This window comes from Streptomyces sp. RLA123 (assembly GCF_056270165.1).
The window spans coordinates 6,373,010-6,386,901 of the sequence record NZ_JBWDOR010000003.1; the positions used below are offsets into that span (position 1 = coordinate 6,373,010).

The window sequence follows — 13,892 nt, forward strand, 5'->3', positions numbered from 1 at the left end:
GACGATGAGCGAGGCGCAGCAGCAGGGCGGCGGAGCCGCGGCCGTACCGCAGACCCGGATGGCACGCCACCGGCGGATCGTGGACATCCTCAACCGGCAGCCGGTGCGGTCGCAGAGCCAGCTCGCCAAGCTGCTCGCCGACGACGGGCTGACCGTCACCCAGGCGACGCTCTCCCGGGACCTCGACGAGCTCGGCGCCGTCAAGATCCGCACCAACAACGGCGAGTTGATCTACGCGGTGCCGAGCGAGGGCGGTTTCCGCACTCCGCAGGCCCCGCTGGGCGAGTCGGTGAAGGAGGAGCGGATGCGCCGCCTGGCCAGTGAACTGCTCATCTCCGCCGAGGCCTCGGCCAATCTCGTCGTCGTGCGCACACCTCCGGGCGCCGCGCAGTTCTTCGCCTCGGCGATCGACCAGGCCGAGGTGTACGACATCCTCGGCACCATCGCGGGCGACGACACCGTCATGCTGATCAGCCGCGACCCGTCCGGCGGGCAGGCGGTCGCCGACCACCTGCTCCGCCTGGCCGGGGGAGGCGCCGAGCGCTGAGCCCGGCGCCGCGCGACTGCCTGACCCGGGGTCAGGCGACGGGGCTGAGGCCGCCGTCGAGGTTGATGCCCGTGCCCGTCACATAGGCGGCGCGGTCCGAGAGCAGGAACGCGACCAGGTCCGCGAACTCCGCGGCGCGCCCCACGCGGCCGAGCGGGATACCGGACTCACGGCCCATCGTGGCGTACAGCTCCTCGACGGTGATGCCCCGCTCGGCGGCCTGGCGGTCCCACTGCCCGCTCTCGACGAGGCCGACGAGCACGGCGTTGACACGGATGTTGTCGGGGCCGAGCTCCTTGGACAGCGCCTTGGTCAGGGCCAGGCCCGCGGCCCGGGACACCGAGGTGGGGGTGCTGCCGGCGCCCGGCGCCTTGGCGGAGACGGCGAGGGTGTTGACCACGCTGCCGCCGCCTGCGGCACGCAGGTGCGGCAGCGCGAGGCGGGTGAGCCGGACCGCGGCGTGCAGCTTGAGGTCCAGGTCCTCCTCCCACACCGAGTCGTCCTGGCGCTCGAAGAATCCGGCCGCGCTGCGGCCGGCGTTGTTGACGACGGCGTCGATGCGCCCCCAGCGGCCGTCGGCGGCGGAGACAAAGCGCTCCATGTCCTCCGCACGCGTCACGTCGGCGGGGACGCCGAGGACGTCCGCCCCTGCGGTGCCCAGGTCCTTGACCAGGTGCTCGATGCGCTCGGCGTCGCGGCCGCACAGCGCCACCCTGGCGCCCTCGGCGGCCAGCCGCCGGACGAGGGCCGCGCCGAGTCCGTCGGACCCTCCGGTGACCAGCACGACCCTGTCGCTCAGATGCAGATCCATGGGACGCATTCTCGCCCCCGGGAACCGCTGATCGTCAAGCGCTCAACTGCGCGGTGAGACCGCCGAATCCCCGTGTCTGCCAGGTGGTGCCGTCGGCGTTCACGGCGAACGCCTCCGTGCCCGGGTGTTCTTCCAGCCAGTCGCGCGCGGCCGGGCCCATGGCGTACCCGGCGGTGGCCAGCACGTCCGCCTCGGTGAGCCCGGGGCAGACCACGGTGAGCGAGGCGAGCCCGTCCGCGGGCGGCGCGCCGGTGTGCGGGTCGAGGATGTGGCAGCCGCGTTCGGCGGGACCGGAGGTGGCGACGGCGAGTTCGCCGTCCGCGCACTCCACGACGGTCGCGAGGCCGCCCGGCCGCAGCGGGTCGGCGATGCCGACCCGCCACGGGCCGCCGGTGAGCTGGACGTCCCCGCCGCCGTTGACGCAGACCGACTCCGCGCCTGCGGCGGCGATGGCGCGGGCGGCGCGTTCCACCGCCCAGCCCTTCACCAGACCGGTGGGGTCGGGCGCGGCGTCCTGCCCCGCGTAGCGGAGCGTGAACCAGCCGCCGGTGGTGAGCTCGGCCTCCGCGCACCGCCGCAGCACCTCCCGTACCTCGGGGGAGCAGTCCTGGGCGCCGAGTTCGCCGCGGCCGAGCCGGCTGACCTCGCTGTCGGGGCGGTAGGTGGAGAACAGCGCGTCGGCCTCGTGGAGCCCGACGACCGCGGTCTCCAGGGCCGCCCGCACCCGCGGGTCACGGGCGCCGCGGACGTCGAAGGAGAACACCGTCCCCATGCAGTGTTCGACGTGGCGCAATCGAGGGGGGTTGTCGGACACGGTCAGACACCGGCCTTGTCCAGCGCGCTCTGCAGGGACTGCTGGTAGCCCTGGCTGGTGAACGAGGCGCCGGAGACGGTGTCGATGGCCGCGCTCTGCGCGGTGACCGCGGCCTGGTTGAGCCGCGGGATCGCGGAGGCGGTCAGCTGGCCGCTCATCGCGGTGCCGTTCGGGGCCTGCACGGCGGTCGCGGCGGTGATCCGCCGGCCCTCCACGGTGATGCTGACCTGCACCGGCCCGTAGCTGGTCTGCGCCACGTCACCGGTGACCGTGCGCTTGGCGGGCGCCGCGGACGCGCCCGGTGCCCGGCGCGCGGGTGCGGAGGGCACCGGCACCGACGGATCGCCGCCCGCCGCGGAGGGCTCCGCCGACACTGGCGGCTGCTGCGGCGGCCTGGCCCCCGCCTGGGCGGCGAAGGGCGCGGTCGTCGGCTTCAGCGCCAGCAGCAGCACGATGCCGGAGACGGTCGTGGCACCGGCCAGGACGATCCGGCGCAGCGGACGGTTCTTCTTCACCGGCACCTCACAGCTCGAAGGACTCGTGGTGGATGCGGCGTTCGGGCACTCCGGCCTCGCGCAGCGCCGCATGGGACTCCTCGGCGAGCCCGGGCGGCCCGCACAGGAAGACGTCGTGGTCCTTGATGTCCGGCAGCATCCTGCGCAGCGCCTCCGCGGTGATCTCCGGACGGGCTCCGCCCGGGCCGTTGACCGCGTAGACCAGGCGGGCGCCCCGATCGGCCGCGATCTCCTGCAGCTCGGCCCACAGCGCCAGGTCCTGCTTCCTGCGCGCGCGGTAGAGCAGCGTGAGGTCGCCGGGCGCGGCCGGCAGCGTCTCGAACAGTGCCCGCAGCGGGGTGATGCCCGCGCCGCCCGCCAGCAGCAGTACCTTGCCGCCGCGCCGCCGGGAGGCCGTCATCGCCCCGTACGGCCCCTCCGCCCACACGCGGGTGCCGGGCCGCAGCCCGGCCAGTGCCGAGCTGTGCCCGCCGGCGGCCTTGACGGTGATGCGCAGCAGGTCGGGCCGCGGCGGCGCGGACAGCGAGTACGGGTTGGAGCTCCACCGCAGTCCCTCGGCCATGAACCGCCATCGGAAGAACTGGCCGGGCTCCGCGCCCAGGCGGTGCAGCCGCCGCCCCTTGATCAGCACGGACACCACGCCGGGTGCCTCCTCCACGGTCTCCTCCACCCGCATCCGGTGCTTGAGGTTCAGCCGTACGGGGACCAGCACCCGGTACCACAGCACCAGGGCGGTGACGGTGCCGTAGAGGGCGTACCAGACGGCGCGGGCCGTCGCGTCGCCCGCGAACTCCGCACCGGTGGCCAGCTGGTGCCAGAAGGTCAGGTACACGGCGGCATAGGTGAGCAGGTGGATGTAGTACCAGGTCTCGTAGCGCAGCCGCCGGCGCAGCGCGCCGGCGGAGACGAAGCCGATCAGCAGGAGCAGCACGGTGCCGGCCGTCGCCTTGATCATCTCGGGGTAGTCCAGGACGACGGTCGCCGTCTGCCGGGTGATCGGCCGTCCGGACTGCGCCGAGTAGCCCCACAGGATGAGCACGACATGCGCCACGACCAGCGAGATCGCGTAGCGTCCGGTCATCGCGTGCCAGCGGGCGACCCGGTCGGAGCCGACCCGCCGCTCCAGGGCCGGGACCCTGGCCATCTGGAGGACGACCAGGGAGATCGCGTAGCCGCCGAGCAGGCCCGTGATCCGGCCGGCCGCGATCAGCCGGTCCGCCGTCACCGGCCGGAGGTAGGGGGTGTTCCCCCACCACAGCCACACGACCGCGGCGGCACCCGCCCAGGCCAGCAGGAGCAGGGGGACCGCGGGGGAGCGGCGGGGACGGATCCGGCGCATGGCCTGCCGTCTGCCCGCCCTGCCGTTGTGGATCATCGTGTTCGTGGCCGCCATGCACAGGGATACGAGCGGCAGTGCGAGATGACTCAAAGCCGTTTTCGTCCGACGTGCGCGGGACGGTTGTGCTGGGTGCGCGAGGGAGAGCCCGGTCCTTCACGGCCGGTGTCCGTGGGGGCTGATCGCCGATTCCCGGCGCCCCAGGGGGTGCGCACTCGTCATGCCGGCACCGCTGCGACCCGCGGCGACACGGCTGATTGACGAAACATACGGCAGAGTGCATACTTATACCCATCAGCGTATGCATCATCACGCCCCGCCATACGCTCTCGACCTCGCGCACCAAAGGAGAGACCCGTGACCGAGCGCGTCGTACTCGCCTACTCGGGCGGACTGGACACCTCCGTCGCCATCGGCTGGATCGCCGAGGAGACCGGCGCCGAGGTCATCGCCGTGGCCGTGGACGTCGGCCAGGGCGGCGAGGACCTGGACGTCATCCGCAAGCGGGCACTGGCCTGCGGCGCGGTCGAGGCCGAGGTCGCCGACGCCAAGGACGAGTTCGCCGACGAGTACTGCCTCCCGGCGATCAAGGCCAACGCCCTCTACATGGACCGCTACCCGCTGGTGTCCGCCCTCTCGCGGCCCACCATCGTCAAGCACCTGGTGGCCGCCGCGAAGAAGCACGGCGCCTCCGTCGTCGCCCACGGCTGCACCGGCAAGGGCAACGACCAGGTCCGCTTCGAGGCCGGCATCTCCTCCCTGGCGCCCGAGCTGAAGTGCATCGCGCCGGTCCGCGACTACGCGATGACCCGCGACAAGGCCATCGCCTTCTGCGAGGAGAAGAACCTCCCGATCGCCACCACCAAGAAGTCCCCGTACTCGATCGACCAGAACGTCTTCGGACGCGCCGTCGAGACCGGCTTCCTGGAGGACATCTGGAACGCCCCGATCGAGGACGTCTACGAGTACACCCAGAACCCGGCCACGCCCCGCGAGGCCGACGAGGCAATCATCACCTTCGAGCAGGGTGTCCCGGTCGCCATCGACGGCAAGCCCGTCACCGTCCTCCAGGCGATCCAGCAGCTCAACGAGCGCGCCGGCGCCCAGGGCATCGGCCGGATCGACATGGTCGAGGACCGGCTCGTCGGCATCAAGTCCCGCGAGGTGTACGAGGCGCCGGGCGCGATCGCGCTGATCACCGCCCACCAGGAGCTGGAGAACGTCACCGTCGAGCGTGAACTCGCCCGCTACAAGCGGCAGGTCGAGCAGCGCTGGGGCGAGCTGGTCTACGACGGCCTGTGGTTCTCCCCGCTCAAGCGGGCCCTGGACGGTTTCATCGACGAGGCCAACCAGCACGTCTCCGGTGACATCCGGATCACCCTGCACGGCGGCCGCGCCGTCGTCACCGGCCGCAAGTCCGCCGAGTCGCTGTACGACTTCAACCTGGCGACCTACGACACCGGCGACACGTTCGACCAGTCCCTCTCCAAGGGCTTCATCGAGATCTTCGGCATGTCGTCGAAGATCGCCGCCAAGCGCGACCAGGCCTAGTCGGTAGCCTCGGCCACGGCGGCCCGCCTCCCCGTCCGTTACACGGCGGGGAGGCGGCCGCACATCGCACCACCGACGGAAGCGAGCGAAGAGTTGAGCAGCAACACCGGTCACGTCCGGCTCTGGGGCGGCCGTTTCGCAGACGGCCCTGCGGAGGCGCTGGCCAGGCTGTCGGCGTCCGTGCACTTCGACTGGCGGCTCGCGCCGTACGACATCGCCGGCTCCCGCGCCCACGCCCGCGTGCTCACCAAGGCGGGCCTGCTCAGCGAGGACGAGCTCACACGCATGCTGGCCGGCCTCGACCAGCTGGAGGCCGACGTCGCCGACGGCAGCTTCACCGGCACGATCGCCGACGAGGACGTCCACACCGCCCTGGAGCGCGGCCTGCTGGAGCGGCTCGGCCCCGACCTCGGCGGCAAGCTGCGCGCCGGCCGGTCGCGCAACGACCAGGTCGCCACGCTCTTCCGGATGTACCTGCGCGACCACGCCCGGGTCATCGGCGGCCTGGTCGCCGAGCTCCAGCACGCCCTGGTCGGTCTGGCCGAGGCGCACATCGACGTCGCCATGCCGGGCCGCACCCACCTCCAGCACGCGCAGCCGGTGCTCTTCGCCCACCACGTCCTCGCCCATGTCCAGGCGCTGTCCCGGGACGCGGAGCGGCTGCGGCAGTGGGACGAGCGGACGGCCGTGTCGCCGTACGGCTCCGGTGCGCTGGCGGGGTCCTCGCTCGGACTGGACCCGGAGGCCGTCGCGAGGGACCTCGGCTTCGAGCACGGCTCGGCGGCCAACTCCATCGACGGCACCGCCTCACGGGACTTCGTCGCCGAATTCGCCTTCATCACGGCGATGATCGGCATCGACCTCTCGCGGATCGCCGAGGAGGTCATCATCTGGAACACGAAGGAGTTCTCCTTCGTCACCCTCCACGACGCCTTCTCGACCGGTTCGTCGATCATGCCGCAGAAGAAGAACCCGGACATCGCCGAGCTGGCGCGCGGCAAGTCCGGCCGCCTCATCGGGAACCTCACCGGCCTGCTGGCCACGCTCAAGGCGCTCCCGCTCGCGTACAACCGCGATCTCCAGGAGGACAAGGAGCCGGTCTTCGACTCCTGCGACACCCTGGAGGTCCTGCTCCCGGCGTTCACCGGGATGATGGCCACCCTCACCGTGAACCGCAAGCGCATGGAGGAGCTGGCCCCGGCTGGCTTCTCGCTCGCCACCGACATCGCGGAGTGGCTGGTCAAGCAGGGCGTCCCGTTCCGGGTGGCGCACGAGATCGCCGGTGAGTGCGTGAAGGTCTGCGAGGCCGAGGGCATCGAGCTGGACCAGCTGACCGACGAGCAGTTCGCCAAGATCTCCCCCCACCTCACCCCCGAGGTGCGGACCGTGCTCGACGTGCACGGCGCGCTGGCCGCCAGGAACGGCCGGGGCGGCACGGCGCCCTCGGCGGTCGTCGTCCAGCTCGCCGAGATCAAGCGGGACCTGGCCGTCCAGCTGGCCTGGGCGCAGGCCAAGAACTGACCTGCGGCCCGCTCGCGATCCGCCCGGCCGGGGCGCGAAACCCCGTCCGGGCTACATCGCGCTCTTGAATGAGACGTTTATGTCTCATTCCGGCTATCCTTGCCTCATGAGCTTCGATCGTGAGCAGGTCCTGCGGGACACGGCCGACCTGCTGTCCCGCCGCGCCACCGCCTCGATGGACGAGATCGCCAAGGCCGCGGGCATCAGCCGGGCCACCCTGCACCGGCACTTCCCCGGCCGGGACGCGCTCGTACGCGCCCTCGGCGCGCTTGGCATCGAGCAGACCGAGGAGTGCCTGGACGCGGCCCGCATCGAGGAGGGCGACCCCGCCGAGGCCGTCCGCCGGCTCATCACCGAGGCCATGCCCGTCTCCGGCTTCCTCGCCTTCCTCTACGGCGAGAACCAGCTCTACGACCTGGACGAGATCAACGACGGCTGGGCCCGCATCGACGCACGCGTCGCCGCGCTCTTCCGCCGCGGCCAGGAGACCGGGGCCTTCCGCTACGACCTGACCCCCGCCTGGCTCGTCGAGGCGCTGTACGCGCTGATCGCCGCCTCCGCCTGGTCCGTCCTGGACGGCCGCATGGCACGGCGGGACTCTGCCCGCATGGTCAGCGATCTGCTGCTGGGAGGCATGCTGCGCGTGCCCGGCACCGGGGAGGGCCGCCGTACCGGGAGCGCGTCATGACCACCACCGCCCGCGTCCCCGGCCATGTCCCGCACCGCGACGACCGCGGCCACCCCGGCCGCTGGCTCGCGCTCGGCGTGCTCACCCTCGCCCTGCTGCTCGTCGCCGTCGACGCCACCGTCCTGGGCCTCGCCATCCCCTTCCTCACCGAGGACCTGCGGCCCACCTCCACCCAGCTGCTGTGGATCGGCGACGTCTACTCCTTCGTCATCGCCGGCCTGCTGGTCTCGATGGGCAGCCTCGGCGACCGCGTCGGCCGCAAGCGGCTGCTGCTCACCGGAACCGCGGCCTTCGGCGTGCTGTCGGTGTTCGCCGCGTACGCCACCACGCCAGGGACGCTCATCACCGCGCGTGCGCTCATGGGCGTCGCCGGCGCGACCCTCATGCCGTCCACCCTGGCCCTGATCCGCACCCTCTTCCCCGACGCGCGCGAACGCAGCTTCGCCATCGGCGTGTGGGGCGCGGTCTCGACCGCCGGCGCCGCGCTCGGGCCGGTCGTCGGGGGCCTGCTGCTGGAGCACTTCTGGTGGGGCTCGGTGTTCCTCATCAACCTGCCCGTGATGGCGGTGCTGCTGGTCGTCGGGGCGCGCCTGCTGCCCGAGTCCCGGGAACCGGGTCGCGGACCGTGGGACCCGGTGAGCGTCCTGCTGTCGCTGCTCGGCATGTTCGGGGTGGTGTACGCCGTCAAGCGACTCGCCGTCCACGGCCCGGGACCGGCCGCCCTCGGGGCCGGACTGCTCGGCGCTGCCTGCCTGTACGGCTTCGTACGCCGTCAACTCGCCCTGTCCACGCCGCTGCTGGACATGCGGCTGTTCCGGCACCGCGGCTTCTCCGGGGCGGTGCTGGCCGATCTGCTCACCGTGCTGGGGCTCGCCGGGACGGTCTTCTTCCTCTCCCAGTTCCTCCAGGAGGTCCAGGGCCGCTCCCCGCTCCAGGCGGGACTGTGCGAACTGCCCGCCACCCTCGGCGCCGCGGCCACCGGTCTCCTCGCCGGAGCCGCCGCCCGGCGCTGGTCGGTGCGGGCCGCCGTCACCGGCGGCCTGGGCGCCACCGGGCTGGCCCTGGTCGCCCTCCTGGCCCTGCGGCCCGGCTCGGGCTATCTCCTGCTCGGCTCCGCCCTGCTCGTCACCGGCGCCGGGGCCGGGCTCTCGTACACCGTCACCGCCGACGTCATCCTCTCCAGCGTGCCGCCGTCGCAGGCCGGGGCCGCCTCCGGCGTCTCCGAGACGGCCTACGAACTCGGTGCCGCCCTCGGCATCGCGCTGCTCGGCTCCATCGTCACCGGCATCGCGGGCGGCCCGGCCTCGGCCGACCCCGCCGCCTTCACCGACGGCCTGCGGGCGGCTTCCGGCGTGGGCGGCGGGGTCCTGCTGATCGCGGCCGCGGCGGCCTGGTGGCTGCTTCGGGGCCAGCGGCTCGCGGGCGCCACCCGCGGTTGAGTCCTCCACGCCGGTCCTGGCGCGTTGGTCCGTACGGGTGTGCCGTGGCCGGTCGCGCAGTTCCCCGCCCTTCGGGGCGCGCCGTTCCCGGCCCCGGCACGCCGTGCACCGGGTCACGTCAGCGGCGTGGCCTGAGGGTACGTCACCCGGGTGATGGCGACCGCGCTCGCACCGATCGAAGCTGCCCGGACGGAGGAAGACCGGCCCGGGCGCGGCGTCGGCCGAGCTTCTCCCGGGGTCCGCGCGGTGGGATCGCGCCGGGCCCGGCAGGAACGGAGCAGGCACAAGACGGGTTGGAGGCCCGGGGGCCGGAGCGACCCCGCCGAGGCAACGGCCTACGCGGCCGTCGCGTGGTCGGCGGCCTTGGCCGCCTTCGCCTTGGTGGCGTAGACGTCGACGTACTCCTGGCCGCCCAGCCGCATGACGTGGCTCATCACCTCGTCGGTGACGGCGCGCAGCACGTAGCGGTCGCGGTCCATGCCCTCGTAGCGGGAGAACTCCAGGGCCTTGCCGAAGCGCACGGTGAAGCGGTGGACGCGGGGCACGCCGGCGCCGCCGGGCTGGATGCGGTCGGTGCCGACCATGGCGAACGGGACGACGGGGGCCCCGGTCATGAGGGCCAGCCGGGACACGCCGGTACGGCCGCGGTAGAGGCGGCCGTCGGGAGAGCGGGTGCCCTCCGGGTAGATGCCGAAGACCCTGCCCTCGTCGAGGATGCGACGGCCGGTCATCAGGGCGGCGACGCCGCCGTGGCCGCCGTCGCGGTCCACGGGGATCATGCCCACGGAGGTGAAGAAGGCCGCCATGAGGCGGCCCTTGAGTCCGGGGGTGGTGACGTACTCGTCCTTGCCGATGAAGAAGACCTGCCGCTTGACGACGAGGGACAGGAACATCGAGTCGATGAAGGTGACGTGGTTGCCGGCGAGGATGACCGGGCCGGTTCCCGGGATGTGCTCCGCGCCCTCGACCCTGGGGCGGAACAGCACGCGCATCAGTACTCCGAGCAGCGCCTTGAGGATGATGCGGAACAACGGGTCCTCCGGTCGTGGTCGGCAGGGGTCCGGCGGGACTCTGCGCAGGGTCTCGCTCACCAGTGTGCGCCTCCCCCCTCGAGGACGATACTTCCGCAGCGCCGCGACACGCACACCGGGTTCACACGACCGGCACGCATTGTTGATGTGCGTTTCCGCCATGTTCCGACGACGGCCGCCCGGCTGAAACGGCCACCCGCCTACGATGCGCGCGTCGCTTGGCAGGGACCGGACAGATGTTCGGCCGATTCGAGGGAGCGCACATGACGCACGAGCAGCAGGTCCAGGACCAGGGCCGGGGTCCTGGCCGCCGGGCACTGATCGGGGCGGCGGCCGCGTTCGGGGCCGGCGCCTCCGTCCTCGGCACCGCGGGGAGCGCGGCGGCGAACGGGCGCGAGTCCTCGCACGGGACGTCGCACGGCTCCTCGCACGGGCCGGTGAGAGCCCTTCCCGTACCGACCGTCGTCGGCCACCGCGGCGCCAGCGGCTACCGCCCCGAGCACACCTTCGGCTCCTACCAGCTCGCGCTGGACCTCGGTGCCGACGTGATCGAGCAGGACCTCGTCCCCACCAAGGACGGTCACCTGGTCTGCCGTCACGAGCCCGAGATCGGCGGCACCACGGACGTCGCCGAGCACCCGGAGTTCGCGTCACGCAGGACCACCAAGACCATCGACGGCGTCGCCACCACCGGCTGGTTCACCGAGGACTTCACCCTCGCCGAGCTGAAGACGCTGCGCGCCGTCGAGCGGCTGCCCGCACAGCGCCAGCACAACACCCTCTACGACGGCCACTGGGAGATCCCCACCTTCGAGGAGGTGCTGCGCTGGGCCGACGAGCAGGGTCGCAGGCGCGACAAGGCGGTGTGGCTGCACGTCGAGACCAAGCACCCCACCTACTTCCGCGGCATCGGGCTGGGCCTGGAGGAGCGGGTCGCCAAGCTGCTCCGCCGCTACGGCCGCGACCGGCGCAACTCCCCGCTGTTCCTGCAGTCCTTCGAGCCCACCAGCCTCCAGCGGCTCGGGGCGCTCGGTCTGCGCAACCCCAAGGTCTTCCTGCTGGACGCGGCCACCACCCGCCCGTACGACCTCGTGGTGGCGGGCGACCCGCGTACCGTCGCCGACCTGGTCACCCCGGCCGGCCTCAAGTGGATCGCCGGCTTCGCGCAGGGCATCGGGCCCACCGTCAACCTGATCATCCCGCGGGACGCGGCCGGCAACCTCGGCACGCCCACCACGCTGGTGCGCGACGCCCACAAGGCCGGGCTGATCCTGCACCCCTACACCATGCGCAACGAGAACGCCTTCCTGCCCGCCGGCTTCCGCGTCGGGACCGACCCGAACGCCTACGGCGACGCCTTCGGCGCCTTCCAGCTCTACTTCGAGCAGGGCATCGACGGCATCTTCTCCGACAACTGCGACACCGCGCTGCTGGCCCGCGCGGCCTTCGTCAACAAGGCGTGACGTCACTGCCGCGCACGGGTGGTTCCCCCGCCACGGGGCAACCGCCCGGCGCGGCACCGGTGTCCCGCCGGATATGAGCGCATCCGTACGTCACGACGAACTGACCAGCATCCGGCCACTGCTCGCCGCCGAGGCCGCGGCCGAATCCGTACCCGGCGCCATCGAGGCCGCCGACCTCGAGCAGTCCGTGTGGCTGCGGCTGCTGGAGCTTCCGGAACCGCCCGCCGACCCCGCGGCGTGGCTGCGCCGCGCGGTGCGCGCCGAGGCCCGGCTCGCGGGGCGGCACGCCCGCCGTGAGACGCCGCTGGCTGCGGGTGCGCTGGTCGGGCACGCCGCCGCGCAGGCGCCCACCGCCGAACAGCAGGTGCTCGCCGCCGAGCAGCGCCGCGCCCTGCTGGCCGCGGTGGGCCGGCTGCCGGGGCGCTGTCCTGAGCTGGTATCCGCCCTGATCTCCCGTTCCGACCTCACTTACCGGGAAATTTCCCGGGAGTTGGGAATCTCACAGGGCAGTCTGGGCCCGCTCCGTTCCCGCTGCCTGAGTTGTCTGCGTACGATCCTCGCAACCGGGGTTGCATCTCCCGTACGACGGGGTAATGCACCGTAAACAGTCGGCGACAGGGCGCTTGTGCGCGGCCGCGCCGTGTTCCGGTTCCAGTCAGGGCAACGTCCTGGGCGCCCCCTCACCCCTCAGGCGCCCGGGCGACTCGAAGGGGAGGCCAGCGCACATGGGCATGAGCGTGACCATCTCTACCGCGATGGGCGAAGACGCCGAGAAGATCCTCAAACTGCAATACCTGTGCTACCAGAGCGAGGCGGAGCTCTACGGCGACTACGGCATCGAACCGCTGACGCAGACCCTCGACGCGCTGCGCACGGAGCTCACGCAGGGCACAGTCCTGGTGGCCAGGCTCGGCGAGGAGGTGGTCGGCTCGGTCCGCGGCGCGGTCGACGAGGACGGCACCGCCCGCATCGCCAAGCTGATCGTCCACCCCCGCATGCAGCGGCACGGCCTCGGCGGCCGGCTGCTGCGGGCCATCGAGGAGCGGCTCGCGGACGATTTGAAAGCCAAGCGCTACCGCCTCTTCACCGGCCACCGCAGCGAGTTCAACCTGCGGCTGTACCGCAAGCTCGGCTACGCGGAGGTGGGTTCGGCCGAGCCGGTCAGCGGCCGGCTGAGCCTGGTGCACATGGAGAAGCCGGCGGCGCCGACGTACGCCGCCAGCGCCTGAGCACCTTTCAGGACGCCTTCTGTGGCTGCGCCGCCCGGCGCAGCCACAGAAGTCCGCTGACCGGGATGACCACGGGCAGGAACAGATAGCCCATGCCGTAGTCCGACCACACCGTCTGGTCGGGAAAGGCGGAGGAGTCCACCAGCGTCAGCGTGCCCACGGTCAGCACGCCGATCAGCTCCAGCGCGCAGCTGACCAGCGCCACCTTCCGGGCACTCTCGCCACCCCGCCACAGCGCCACCGTGATCACCGCGTACACGATCCCGGCGAGCAGGGAGAGCAGGTAGGCCAGCGGCGCCTCGTCGAACTGCAGGATGATCTGCACGATCGCGCGGGACAGCGCGGCGACGGTGAAGACCCCGTACAGCGAGAGCAGCAGCCGTCCGGGGCCGCGGCCGATCCCCTTGCCCGGCGCGGCCCGCCGCGTGGTTCCGTCGGCGGTCTCAGGCACTGACGCCTCCCCAGATGTCGTACAGCCGTACTTCCAGCACGGCCAGGATGACCCCGCCCGCGGCCACGATCGCCGAGCCCCAGCGGGTGCGCTCGGTCAGCGACATGAAGGCCGCCGCCGGGACCGTGCAGGCCGCGCCGACCAGATACGCGACGAAGATCGTCGTTCCGTCGACCGGCTTCTCGCCGGTGCCGAGCTTGACCACGCCGATCACCAGCTGGACCAGCGCCAGCACGGCCACCACAGCCATGCCGATGAAATGCCAGTCCTTGGTCGGCTGGTCCCGGAAGGTAGCGAAACCGCACCAGGCGGCCAGCAGCAGCGCCGTGGCGGAGACCACGATCGTGAGGACGTCGAGCATGGCGTGACTCTATTACGGGCGGGAATCACCGGATCCCACCCCCCGGCCTGTCCGCATCGCGGACACAGGGACCAGATATTGGTACGCCGTTCGGGGGTCTGCTTTACTGGTGCGCATGACCACGACGAACCGCCG

Annotated in this window: 15 protein-coding genes; 8 read left to right on the top strand and 7 right to left on the bottom strand. The window is 72.3% G+C overall.

What is annotated here, in order from left to right; genetic code table 11:
- Nucleotides 1–4 precede the first annotated feature (4 nt).
- Entirely contained in the window at nucleotides 5–547 is a 543-nt protein-coding gene (locus RV983_RS29105; RefSeq protein WP_384280313.1) for an arginine repressor, read from the top strand.
- Between the two features lie 31 nt (nucleotides 548–578).
- Here the strand turns inward: RV983_RS29105 and RV983_RS29110 are convergent, their stop codons facing one another.
- The 4 genes from RV983_RS29110 to RV983_RS29125 are packed head-to-tail and all read right to left on the bottom strand — an operon-like array spanning nucleotide 579 to nucleotide 4,080.
- Entirely contained in the window at nucleotides 579–1,358 is a 780-nt protein-coding gene (locus RV983_RS29110) for an SDR family oxidoreductase (protein ID WP_475988680.1), read from the bottom strand.
- A 34-nt stretch (nucleotides 1,359–1,392) separates the two neighbouring features.
- Nucleotides 1,393–2,130 (bottom strand): FAD:protein FMN transferase, encoded by a 738-nt coding sequence (locus RV983_RS29115; protein WP_475990493.1) that lies wholly within the window; start codon nucleotides 2,128–2,130, stop codon nucleotides 1,393–1,395.
- A gap of 44 nt (nucleotides 2,131–2,174) precedes the next feature.
- Entirely contained in the window at nucleotides 2,175–2,687 is a 513-nt protein-coding gene (locus RV983_RS29120; RefSeq protein WP_475988681.1) for an FMN-binding protein, read from the bottom strand.
- 7 nt (nucleotides 2,688–2,694) lie between these two features.
- Nucleotides 2,695–4,080 (bottom strand): ferredoxin reductase family protein, encoded by a 1,386-nt coding sequence (locus tag RV983_RS29125; protein WP_475988682.1) that lies wholly within the window; start codon nucleotides 4,078–4,080, stop codon nucleotides 2,695–2,697.
- Nucleotides 4,081–4,380: 300 nt separating this feature from the next.
- Here RV983_RS29125 and RV983_RS29130 point away from each other — a divergent pair, with 300 nt between their 5' ends.
- The 4 genes from RV983_RS29130 to RV983_RS29145 all read left to right on the top strand — a co-directional run bounded on the left by RV983_RS29130 (nucleotide 4,381) and on the right by RV983_RS29145 (nucleotide 9,222).
- On the top strand, nucleotides 4,381–5,574 hold the full coding sequence (locus tag RV983_RS29130; RefSeq protein WP_475988683.1) for an argininosuccinate synthase: 1,194 nt from the start codon (nucleotides 4,381–4,383) through the stop codon (nucleotides 5,572–5,574).
- 93 nt (nucleotides 5,575–5,667) lie between these two features.
- Entirely contained in the window at nucleotides 5,668–7,095 is a 1,428-nt protein-coding gene (argH, locus tag RV983_RS29135) for an argininosuccinate lyase (protein ID WP_475988684.1), read from the top strand.
- A 106-nt stretch (nucleotides 7,096–7,201) separates the two neighbouring features.
- On the top strand, nucleotides 7,202–7,783 hold the full coding sequence (locus RV983_RS29140; protein WP_475988685.1) for a TetR/AcrR family transcriptional regulator: 582 nt from the start codon (nucleotides 7,202–7,204) through the stop codon (nucleotides 7,781–7,783).
- Nucleotides 7,780–9,222, top strand: coding sequence for an MFS transporter (locus tag RV983_RS29145; RefSeq protein WP_475988686.1), 1,443 nt, complete (start codon nucleotides 7,780–7,782; stop codon nucleotides 9,220–9,222). Before RV983_RS29140 ends, RV983_RS29145 begins: the two co-directional genes overlap by 4 nt.
- A 335-nt stretch (nucleotides 9,223–9,557) precedes the next feature.
- Here the strand turns inward: RV983_RS29145 and RV983_RS29150 are convergent, their stop codons facing one another.
- Complete coding sequence (locus tag RV983_RS29150; protein ID WP_475990494.1) at nucleotides 9,558–10,214, bottom strand: lysophospholipid acyltransferase family protein; 657 nt, start codon at nucleotides 10,212–10,214, stop codon at nucleotides 9,558–9,560.
- A gap of 302 nt (nucleotides 10,215–10,516) precedes the next feature.
- Here RV983_RS29150 and RV983_RS29155 point away from each other — a divergent pair, with 302 nt between their 5' ends.
- From RV983_RS29155 to RV983_RS29165, 3 genes are all read left to right on the top strand, one after another.
- Nucleotides 10,517–11,716, top strand: coding sequence for a glycerophosphodiester phosphodiesterase (locus RV983_RS29155; RefSeq protein ID WP_475988687.1), 1,200 nt, complete (start codon nucleotides 10,517–10,519; stop codon nucleotides 11,714–11,716).
- Nucleotides 11,717–11,789: 73 nt separating this feature from the next.
- Nucleotides 11,790–12,320 carry a sigma-70 family RNA polymerase sigma factor gene (locus tag RV983_RS29160; RefSeq protein WP_475988688.1) on the top strand — a complete coding sequence of 177 codons (531 nt, stop codon included), beginning with the start codon at nucleotides 11,790–11,792 and terminating at the stop codon, nucleotides 12,318–12,320.
- Between the two features lie 121 nt (nucleotides 12,321–12,441).
- Nucleotides 12,442–12,945, top strand: coding sequence for a GNAT family N-acetyltransferase (locus tag RV983_RS29165; RefSeq protein ID WP_475988689.1), 504 nt, complete (start codon nucleotides 12,442–12,444; stop codon nucleotides 12,943–12,945).
- A gap of 7 nt (nucleotides 12,946–12,952) precedes the next feature.
- On the opposite strand, the gene RV983_RS29170 is transcribed toward RV983_RS29165, so the two are convergent.
- Together RV983_RS29170 and RV983_RS29175 are read right to left on the bottom strand one after the other, a co-directional pair.
- A complete protein-coding gene (locus RV983_RS29170; protein WP_475988690.1) occupies nucleotides 12,953–13,396 on the bottom strand; it encodes a hypothetical protein in 444 nt (147 codons plus the stop codon).
- Nucleotides 13,389–13,757: a hypothetical protein gene (locus RV983_RS29175; RefSeq protein WP_475988691.1), complete on the bottom strand. Its 369-nt coding sequence runs from the start codon at nucleotides 13,755–13,757 to the stop codon at nucleotides 13,389–13,391. The genes RV983_RS29170 and RV983_RS29175 overlap by 8 nt, the downstream gene beginning before the upstream one ends.
- Nucleotides 13,758–13,892: the final 135 nt, after the last annotated feature.

Bases quoted from the DNA above. Each gene is read 5' to 3' on its own strand.
- RV983_RS29125 (WP_475988682.1), bottom strand. From the start codon at position 4,080: ATGGCGGCCACGAACACGATGATCCACAACGGCAGGGCGGGCAGACGG.
- RV983_RS29160 (WP_475988688.1), top strand. From the start codon at position 11,790: ATGAGCGCATCCGTACGTCACGACGAACTGACCAGCATCCGGCCACTG.
- RV983_RS29165 (WP_475988689.1), top strand. From the start codon at position 12,442: ATGGGCATGAGCGTGACCATCTCTACCGCGATGGGCGAAGACGCCGAG.
- RV983_RS29105 (WP_384280313.1), top strand. From the start codon at position 5: ATGAGCGAGGCGCAGCAGCAGGGCGGCGGAGCCGCGGCCGTACCGCAG.
- RV983_RS29155 (WP_475988687.1), top strand. From the start codon at position 10,517: ATGACGCACGAGCAGCAGGTCCAGGACCAGGGCCGGGGTCCTGGCCGC.
- RV983_RS29115 (WP_475990493.1), bottom strand. From the start codon at position 2,130: ATGGGGACGGTGTTCTCCTTCGACGTCCGCGGCGCCCGTGACCCGCGG.
- RV983_RS29145 (WP_475988686.1), top strand. From the start codon at position 7,780: ATGACCACCACCGCCCGCGTCCCCGGCCATGTCCCGCACCGCGACGAC.
- RV983_RS29150 (WP_475990494.1), bottom strand. From the start codon at position 10,214: ATGCGCGTGCTGTTCCGCCCCAGGGTCGAGGGCGCGGAGCACATCCCG.
- RV983_RS29110 (WP_475988680.1), bottom strand. From the start codon at position 1,358: ATGGATCTGCATCTGAGCGACAGGGTCGTGCTGGTCACCGGAGGGTCC.
- RV983_RS29175 (WP_475988691.1), bottom strand. From the start codon at position 13,757: ATGCTCGACGTCCTCACGATCGTGGTCTCCGCCACGGCGCTGCTGCTG.
- RV983_RS29140 (WP_475988685.1), top strand. From the start codon at position 7,202: ATGAGCTTCGATCGTGAGCAGGTCCTGCGGGACACGGCCGACCTGCTG.